The 1,333-nt window shown below is 42.5% G+C and carries 3 protein-coding genes; 1 reads left to right on the forward strand and 2 read right to left on the reverse strand.

Annotated features, from left to right (window positions below):
* Positions 1-152 precede the first annotated feature (152 nt).
* Positions 153-701 carry a GMC oxidoreductase gene (locus A1019T_RS13535; protein WP_244156508.1) on the reverse strand — a complete coding sequence of 183 codons (549 nt, stop codon included), beginning with the start codon at positions 699-701 and terminating at the stop codon, positions 153-155.
* A gap of 24 nt (positions 702-725) precedes the next feature.
* Positions 726-1,076, reverse strand: coding sequence for a hypothetical protein (locus A1019T_RS13540; protein WP_244156509.1), 351 nt, complete (start codon positions 1,074-1,076; stop codon positions 726-728).
* Positions 1,077-1,211: 135 nt separating this feature from the next.
* On the opposite strand from A1019T_RS13540, the gene A1019T_RS02585 reads away from it, so the two are divergent.
* Positions 1,212-1,333, forward strand: a 122-nt coding sequence (locus tag A1019T_RS02585; protein WP_143514058.1) for a helix-turn-helix domain-containing protein, incomplete at its 3' end; no start/stop codon positions are given.

A 1,333-nucleotide genomic window follows, 5' to 3' on the forward strand; every position in this document is an offset into this window, starting at 1 on the left:
GTAATGCCAGTCAGTTAAGAGATTTTATAGCGAAATTCTGAAATTCGTTTTTTCTAGAAACCCCTGTTTATGGAGTTCTCTGGTTTTAAAAAACCATATCTCCGCTAAGTCTCTTGTTTAACTGACTGGCATTACCCATTAAGGGCGTTTTTTTATCCAAAGTCCTCTTTCAAAATATAACTCATATTACGCTCAGCAAGCCCAGTAATGAAGACATAAGGGTTTACCCCAGCACTGCCCGGAATCAAAGCGCTATCTTGGACATAAATATTTTCATAACCCTTGACCCGTCCAAACTCATCCGTAGCTTTGCCGAGCACACAACCCCCTAAGGGGTGATAACAGAAATTATCGCCATAGCCCTTGGTAAACAGTAAGCTTGAGAGACGGCCACCATTGGCTTTGGCCAACTTTTCAATGAGTTCTTTGGCCGCATTAACCGAATACTCATTTTGTGAGCGCTTCCAATTTAACTTCACCGTGCCTGAGGCTTTGTCATAATAGTAATTGCCGCGCTCAGGGTTATCAGTAATGGCCAAATACAAAGTGGTCCAAGTCTCAAGCCCTAAGGGCAATGGGGCAATCTCAGCAAATATCTTATATTTTGAGCCACCCCTATCTCCATCCCATAGATTAATCCCCTTCACCGGAATGGTAGACTGGGCTTCACCAGCAGCATAAACGAAGTTACGCCCAGTCATGATATTGCCATTAGGCCCCCAATGCTAGCCTATGTGCTCATTGAGATTATTGAGTGTGCCTACCGCTTGGCTTTTTAATAATAGCTCTGAGGTACCCGTACTGCCCGCGTTTAAAAACAGCTTATCGCAGCTGTAATACTCAATGGCATCAACACCGCCCTCTTCATTAATTACGTGCACATCAAGCTCAAGCTGACCGTTGTCTAATTGCTTAATACCATTAACTTTACGCAGTGTTTTAACCGTCACATTACCGGTAGCTTCTGCGTCTTTTAGATAGGTCAAATCTAGCGAATACTTGCCGGCATTATTACCATAGATAACTTCACCGCCCAGCGCTGACGGATACACCTCGCCCTTGGCTTCTTTTTGCATATAATCAAAATCATAGCTGTTGCCAAAAAATTCAGTTTTTAGTCCTGCTTTTTCGGCCTGACGTTCTGCAGCTCGGGTAAATTCATAATGCTCCGAATTATAGTCATAGCCCCATAAATAAGATACACTGATAAGATGGCATATTCAAAAGACTACAGACAAATGATATTAGACAAGCTTGACGAAGGTTACAGTTATCGAGAGCTTGCCGAAGAATATCAAATCAGTACAACGACAATTCAGCGTTGGAAAAAGAA

Source organism: Psychrobacter piechaudii (genome assembly GCF_900162825.1).
Classification (GTDB): Bacteria; Pseudomonadota; Gammaproteobacteria; order Pseudomonadales; family Moraxellaceae; genus Psychrobacter; species Psychrobacter piechaudii.

What these genes read in the sequence shown, in the direction of transcription:
- A1019T_RS13535 (WP_244156508.1), bottom strand. Translation starts at nt 701, where the DNA reads ATGACTGGGCGTAACTTCGTTTATGCTGCTGGTGAAGCCCAGTCTACC.
- A1019T_RS13540 (WP_244156509.1), bottom strand. Translation starts at nt 1,076, where the DNA reads ATGCAAAAAGAAGCCAAGGGCGAGGTGTATCCGTCAGCGCTGGGCGGT.